This is a genomic window from Oceanispirochaeta sp. M1 (assembly GCF_003346715.1).
Taxonomy (GTDB): domain Bacteria; phylum Spirochaetota; class Spirochaetia; order DSM-2461; family DSM-2461; genus Oceanispirochaeta.
On record NZ_QQPQ01000087.1, the window covers coordinates 1 to 6,997 of the forward strand.

Below are 6,997 nucleotides of genomic sequence, written 5' to 3' on the forward strand. Positions count from 1 at the left end.
GTTAAACAAATAGTAGCACGTTGGGACCGCTTTGCGGTCCCTTTTTGTAGTAGGTCAGGTTCTATTCAATATATACATAATTAAAAAGGGCTGCTGCTTTAGTCTATTAGACTTTTGCAACAGCCCCTTTTAAGGAAAATTAAGATTTTGACATCAGAGTAAAATCTAATCTCACCTTTTTCCAGTTTAATTACTACAGTTATGTCATCTCATTAAATGATGAAATTGTATCTGCCAATTTAAATCCTATATAAATACTTGAAAGTTTATTAGAACTGAACTGTCTTGTAAGCGATTAAAATTCTCAATATTATCACAGTTAATTATGAAGTTTAGTTAGTTTTCTGTTTTAGATCTCCAGAGTGGTATAGCTCTGATTCAAGAGGTCTATATACAAAAGCTTATGTCTTAGAACTCCATCCTTATTCAATAGAACCTTGACCGCTTCACTCACCTGTATCCCCGCAATAATGGCGGGGGTAAAGGAGGGATTACCCAGTTCCACTTCCATCCCGGCTTCCGTATTGGAACCATAGAGCGTTTTCATCGTATTATCACCCGGGAAGACTGCACTTACCTGGCCATACCAGCCGGCTATGGCACCGTGGATCATGGGTATCCCCAGCTTTTCAGCTGCGTCTTCAAGGATAATTCTAGCCCCCGGAGAGTCCAGGGCATCCATAATGATATCCGCATCTCTGCAGAGGGTTGTCGCATTCTCGGCTGTGACTCGTTCCTGATGGGCAATCAACTTCACTTCGCTGTTGACCAGGGCGGCTCTCTCGGCGGCCGACTGAGACTTGGAGACTCCCAGGAGATCTTCCCGGCTCAGAAGCTGCCGGTTCAGGTTGGATTCATCAAAGACATCCGGGTCGGCTACGGTTATCTGACCGACTCCCACACGGAGGAGCATTTCCAGGATATACCCGCCCAGTCCGCCGCAGCCGGCGATGAAGACTTTTTTGCTTTTTAACAGAGGTCTTTCTTCGGGAGAAATTGTCGCTCCATTTCTGATCAGTCTGTCTTCGAACATTATCAACTCCTATTTCCTTGGTGTTTTAATTGCTCAGGGCCGATGGGTCCGGGTCAAAGGGCTTTTATCCTGAAGATTCTTTATTCTTTAATACATATAATCGTATGCCTTTTTTGCAGTACAAGCAATAAAGTCACGGCTAAACTGCAATATGAATCGGGAATATCAATTCAGCCCCTGATAAGCAGAGGCTGAATAAAATCCATATACTATACCTTTGGCTTCCATTTCGGATATGACGGTTCTACCATCAACAGCTGCGGGTTTTCCTCACCTGGAACTTGTTGCCACACAGCTTCCTTAATAATCATTTTCCTCTGGATTTTCTCAGTCATCTTGGGTAATCTGTATTCATGAAAACCATTGAACAGATTAATGAAAAGATCAGCTCCGGGAAGGCCGTTGTATTAACCGCCGAGGAGATTATTGATTATGTAGATAAGAAAGGGCTGGAGCAGGCTGCCAAAGAGGTGGATGTTGTCACAACTGCCACATTCGGTCCCATGTGTTCCTCCGGCTGTTTTCTGAACTTCGGACATTCCAAACCCAAGATGCGGATCACTGAATCCTGGCTGGATGATGTCAGTGCCTATGCCGGAATTGCAGCGGTGGATCTTTTTCTGGGAGCTACTCAGCTTAGGGCAAATGATCCTGCCAACACAGACTATCCCGGTGATTTCCGTTTCGGCGGCGGTCATGTAATGGAGAAGCTTGTGGCCGGAGAAGAGGTTCAACTTTTTGCCCTCTCCTACGGAACCGATGAATATCCCCGGAAGGAACTGCGCACAACATTTACAATTGATGATTTAAACCAGGCCATGATGGTGAATCCAAGAAACTGCTATCAGAATTATAACGTGGCAATCAATGCCTCGGATAAAACCATCTATACCTATCTTGGTCAATTAAAACCTAATATGAAAAATTGCGGCTACTCCTCAGCCGGTCAACTCTCTCCTCTTCTGAATGACCCTTTTTACAGGACTATCGGGGTGGGAACCAGGATCTGGCTTGCCGGAGCTCAGGGGCATGTGTATTCCGAAGGAACCCAGCACTCTCCAACTTGTGAGAGAGGTCTACTGGGAGTCCCCTCAGAAGGTGCGGGAACTCTGGCTCTGACCGGAGATATGAAGAAGATGGACCCCGAGTTTATCAGGGGAGTCAGCCTGAAGGGCTACGGTGTTTCTCTTTCTGTGGGTGTGGGAATCCCCATTCCCATATTAGATGAAAAAATGCTGCTTCAGACGACGATCCGGGACCGGGATATCATGGCACAGGTGATCGATTATTCCACCGACTATCCCGAGCGGAACGGAAAGGTTCTCGGGAATGTGAGCTATGAAGAGCTTAAGTCCGGAACCATCAATTTGAATGGTCAGAAAGTGGAAGCCGGGGGATTGTCTTCCTATGGGAAGGCCCGAAAAATTGCCGCTATTCTGCAGGAAGAGATCAGGTCAGGGAAATTCCTTGTGACTCAGCCCATAGCCCCTCTGCCTGTAGAGCAGGGCATGAAGCCTATGAAGGAGGCTCGGTCATGAGCGGAACAACAGAAAAAATCACCAGAAAACTGATGCTCTATTTTCCCGAATGTGAAACTGAAAAGCCCATCGTCTATCATCTGGTGAAAGACTATGACCTTATCATCAATATATTCCGTGCCAGAGTGACTCCCGAAGAAGAGGGATATCTGGTCCTGGATGTTACGGGTACGGAAGAGAATATTGAGAAGGGAACCGCCTTTATCAAATCCCTGGATATTAAGATTGATACAACCCGGAAAGGTGTGACCTGGGATAAAGAGCGCTGTGCCCAGTGCGGCAGCTGTGTTCCTCATTGCCCCACCAATGCCCTGGCCATTCCGGACAGGAATACCATGGAAGTCGTTTTTAACACAGAGGAGTGCATTGAATGTCTGAGCTGCATCAAGGTCTGTCCCTTCGGGGCCATGAAGTCCCTGTTCTGAGGACCATGCTGATACCATGCTGACACCATGCTGACACCATGCTGACACCATGAGTCTGAAGCGCAAAACTCCCGGGGAATTCCATTTCAAGGATGCTCATTTTCATATCCTTACTGAGGCCTGGGATGATGTGTGCAGCAGGATTATTGCCGAGCGTCTGAATCTGGAAGCCTTTATCGGCGAGCATCCCGGATTTCAATCATCCCTTATCCCCCTGGATATTCATATGCCGGATGATCTTCTGCCCGATGCCGTCCGGAGGATGCAGTATGCCTCCCGGCTGACAGGGCTGGGACCCATGGCTGCAGTGGCCGGAACCATGGCACAGTTGGCTGCAGAAACATCAAAGGCTTTGGGATCTTCAGAATCTATTGTAGAGAATGGGGGCGATCTCTATCTGGACTGCCGGGACGAGGTGATTCTTGGGCTCTATACCGGAAAAAATTCACAATTTGAAAACCTGGCATTGAAGATCCCCGGTGATATGATGCCCCTGGCTGTCTGTACTTCTTCAGGCCGAATGGGCCATTCCCTCAGTTACGGCGACTGTGATCTTGTCACTGTGTTTTCAAAAGATGGATCATTGGCGGATGCCGCGGCAACACTTGGCTGTAATTCTGTAAAGACGGAAGATGATATCGAGCCGGTCCTGAACAGGCTGCTGGCCATCGATGGAATACTGGGTGCTATCATCATCAGGGATGATCGCTTCGGAGCTGTGGGAGAGATCCCTGAGCTGATCAAAACTCTGGAAACCGACATAGACGGGAAGGTCTCCCGGGATGATATGTCAAACTTTCAGCAGTCATAGGGATTTTTATGCTTTCATTTGATGAAATGCTGCAAAGAGGGGATTGGAAGTCTCTCCCTCACTGTCCGGGAAGGTATATTCTTGCCGGTGGTCTCAGTGCTCTGACTATGGCTGAATTGCTGGGTTGTGAACTGACTGTGAGAGAGTACCGGACCCCCAATGCTCCCGATAATGTTCTGATCTGCGAGCTGAGGGACGGGGGGATTATTTCCTTTGTCAAAGACAGGCAGCGTTACATCCATACTCTCTGCAATGCAGAGGGGTTTGACAGGAAGTTAAGGCAGCTGGGAATAAGACCGCTGCTGCCGGAGACTGTTTTACTTTTTTGAAAGAACATTAAGGTACGTGTTCAGTGATTTATATGATTTCATCAGAGAGATACTTCTCACTGATGAGGATAAGGTCTCTAGCATTGTTCAATTCCAGCTTTTTCATGAGATTTTTTCTGTGAAACTTAACCGTAACCAGTGCTAAGTTCAGTTTCGCGGCAATATCATTGTTTTTAGATCCCATTATCAAATAATCCAGAATCTGCCGCTCTCTCTGTCAGTCTTTTCAGATTGTGATGAACCCTGCTTTTTTCTGAAAAATGCTGCATCCCCTCATCAACTATCAATTTTGCATTTTGAACTACTTCCTGAAGCTGAATGCGTAGTATCGGCTTCTCAAAAAGATCCAGGGCACCTTCCAGAAAGGCTTCCCGGCATTTTGAGACATCTGCAAAACCTGTCAGAAATATCACCGGTAACAAAATATCATTTTGTTTAAGCTGTTTATAAAGACTCAGACCATCCATTTCGGGCATTTTCATATCTAATATGATACAAGCGTAATCCCCGGGAGAGACCCTGGACATAAAATTATTGACTGTAGTAAAAGATTCTGCTTTGAACTGCCACTCCTCAACGAGGGTATGAATATAGTCGCATTGCATTTCATCATCATCTACAATGTATACTTTAAATTTTTCGATTCTCTTTATCCATATAATTATTTGTGTCTTTTCAAGAGATTGTATCAATTGCATTAATAGTATTTCACCATTGTGGAATCAGGAACATATTGTAAACGCCGTTCCCTCTGTATACAATTTTAGATAATAGCAGATTTCTATTAATTATTATACTTATAGTACCAATATATGCCGGTGGGCATACAATCCCGGGATGTATTAGTGTTATAAGTCAACAATCCCCATTGCAAGGGAATCTCAGCATTATTATAATCTAGGTCCTCTGCAGGTACCTGGACAGCTTGTAAATACTTCCTTTCCAATACTCACAGTATCACTCATAATAAATACAGTCTTTAAACTTGTGCTACCCGATAGTACATAGTCAGGTATTTTTATTACTGTCGCAGGGATTCTTACTGAAAGAAGGCTGCTGCAATTTTTATATGCAACATCACCAATACTTATAAGTCTTTCAGGAAGCGTAAGACTCGTTAAGCTTGAATTTCCAAACAATGCTCTCTTTCCCAGAGATACCAGGCCCTCGGGAAGATCTAAAGTAGTAAGGCCTGCATTCTCAAATGCATAGCACCCAATTATCTCTATACCCGGCATTGAAATAAATGACAGGTTAGTACAATTTTGGAAATCCGATGTCTTTAGTTCAGTCACTGCTAATAATGTGTTTGGAATAATAATGTTGGTTAATTCAGGGCAATTGTAGAAGGCATATTCTCTTATTCGTGTGACTCCTTCAGGAATGTTTATCTTGGTTATGCTTGTGCAATCCACGAAAGACATGGGCCCTATTTCTGCCAGATCATACCCCAACAGCTGGGAAATAGGGGTCACTTCTCCACTGAGTGTTTTATCGCAATCTACAGTTCCCATTGTCGTCGTTGCCCCAATAGCTTTATATTTGATGCCTTTAACAAAACCACCTGGACCGGTATTTTCATCCTCAAAGAAGTAAATCCAGGAAGGCCGGAAGTAAGCGGTCATATTGTCATTGAGATTGTAGGAGGTTTTTATGCTGATCCGACCTACTGTATCCAGAAAATAATCAACACTGATGTTTCCGGTTCGATAAACATCACCATAGGCTATGTGATTTATGATTCCGATGCCCAGTTCGGGAACAATCTCTATATCCTTAGTGGCATGAACAGAATTCCGCTGGATTCAGTTTGATTGATATGTCGGATTCTACGATGTTCCCATAGGATTAAGGCTCCTCTTTTACTGGAGGGATATTGGAATTCTGGGAGTATCGGAAGATTTTCCATGACTTATCTTCCTGTTTTTTAACAACCATAGGAATGCCTGAATCTTTTATCTATTGAAGTGGGTCTGTTGAAGATTGTAAACCCTTTTTCAACTTTATCCGCCTATCCTCCGGGATTAACAATTGCCATTTTTTTTAAATAATATCCCTGGGACGGATGTCCCGGGATAGAATAGTGTTAGAAACCACTAATAGTGAATAGTTCGTCTATGCTCCATGGCTTCTTTGTATAGTTATCCACGTAGTCTGAAGGTACATGTAGATTGATATTTGCAGGATTATGGGCTGCGTCGAAAGGATCAATAAAAGAAGAAGAATCGGGATTCATATCCACTGGCTGATCTCCATGAATAGAAAAATCACTGAGGGATGTGCAGTGAAAAAACGCAGCGAGTCCAATATCAGAGATTGCACCCAGGAGATTTACTGTATTCAAACTTGTACAATCTCTAAGTAATTGCGGCGGTATTACTGTGATTGCTGCGGGCAGTGTCAGTGTGATTAAACTGCTGCAATTTGAAAGGGCCCAATCACCAATACTATTAAACGAATCGGGGAATGAAATACTCTGTAGATTCGCACAGTCTCTGAAAACAGAAGCACCCAAACTTATCAGGCCCTCCGGCAGGTCTAAAGTGATGAAGCCTGTATTCCGAAAAGACTCGGACCCAATTGTTACCACTCCAGGCATGGAAATGGCTGTCAGGTTTGTGCATCCATAGAATACATAACTACCTAGAAGTATCACTGAAGCTGGCAGGTTTATGCTCGTAAGTGATGTACAATTACTAAATATATAATTGCCCTCCATATTTATTACTGTGCTTGGTGTTCCCCGCCAGCTGACGTTTCCGGATTATTCACAAACTTGACAGGATGAAGTATTATTTGAAGACTTTATGAAGTTCCTGTCGTTGACAGAAAAAAAAAGAAGATGCTCTCTACGCCAATAG

The 6,997-nt window shown here is 44.2% G+C and carries 9 protein-coding genes; 4 read left to right on the forward strand and 5 right to left on the reverse strand.

The annotated features are described in order from the left end of the window. Positions 1-349: 349 nt before the first annotated feature. Complete coding sequence (locus DV872_RS25510; RefSeq protein ID WP_114632801.1) at positions 350-1,033, reverse strand: HesA/MoeB/ThiF family protein; 684 nt, start codon at positions 1,031-1,033, stop codon at positions 350-352. Between the two features lie 353 nt (positions 1,034-1,386). Here DV872_RS25510 and DV872_RS25515 point away from each other — a divergent pair, with 353 nt between their 5' ends. From DV872_RS25515 to DV872_RS25530, 4 genes are read left to right on the forward strand one after another with little or no spacing between them, the layout of a single operon-like run. After that, positions 1,387-2,571: a homocysteine biosynthesis protein gene (locus DV872_RS25515; protein ID WP_114632802.1), complete on the forward strand. Its 1,185-nt coding sequence runs from the start codon at positions 1,387-1,389 to the stop codon at positions 2,569-2,571. Continuing rightward, a complete protein-coding gene (locus DV872_RS25520; RefSeq protein WP_114632803.1) occupies positions 2,568-2,996 on the forward strand; it encodes a 4Fe-4S binding protein in 429 nt (142 codons plus the stop codon). The genes DV872_RS25515 and DV872_RS25520 overlap by 4 nt, the downstream gene beginning before the upstream one ends. Before the next feature lie 49 nt (positions 2,997-3,045). Further along, positions 3,046-3,807, forward strand: coding sequence for a UPF0280 family protein (locus tag DV872_RS25525; RefSeq protein ID WP_114632804.1), 762 nt, complete (start codon positions 3,046-3,048; stop codon positions 3,805-3,807). Between the two features lie 8 nt (positions 3,808-3,815). Further along, complete coding sequence (locus DV872_RS25530) at positions 3,816-4,136, forward strand: hypothetical protein (RefSeq protein WP_114632805.1); 321 nt, start codon at positions 3,816-3,818, stop codon at positions 4,134-4,136. A gap of 28 nt (positions 4,137-4,164) precedes the next feature. Here the strand turns inward: DV872_RS25530 and DV872_RS25535 are convergent, their stop codons facing one another. The 4 genes from DV872_RS25535 to DV872_RS25550 form a co-directional block, all read right to left on the reverse strand. Further along, positions 4,165-4,320 carry a LuxR C-terminal-related transcriptional regulator gene (locus DV872_RS25535; RefSeq protein ID WP_114632806.1) on the reverse strand — a complete coding sequence of 52 codons (156 nt, stop codon included), beginning with the start codon at positions 4,318-4,320 and terminating at the stop codon, positions 4,165-4,167. Continuing rightward, a complete protein-coding gene (locus DV872_RS25540; protein ID WP_114632807.1) occupies positions 4,310-4,834 on the reverse strand; it encodes a response regulator transcription factor in 525 nt (174 codons plus the stop codon). The genes DV872_RS25535 and DV872_RS25540 overlap by 11 nt, the downstream gene beginning before the upstream one ends. 192 nt (positions 4,835-5,026) lie before the next feature. After that, a complete protein-coding gene (locus DV872_RS25545; RefSeq protein WP_114632808.1) occupies positions 5,027-5,761 on the reverse strand; it encodes a leucine-rich repeat domain-containing protein in 735 nt (244 codons plus the stop codon). Between the two features lie 461 nt (positions 5,762-6,222). Next, positions 6,223-6,855, reverse strand: a complete 633-nt coding sequence (locus tag DV872_RS25550; RefSeq protein WP_114632809.1) for a leucine-rich repeat domain-containing protein — start codon at positions 6,853-6,855, stop codon at positions 6,223-6,225. Positions 6,856-6,997 lie beyond the last annotated feature (142 nt).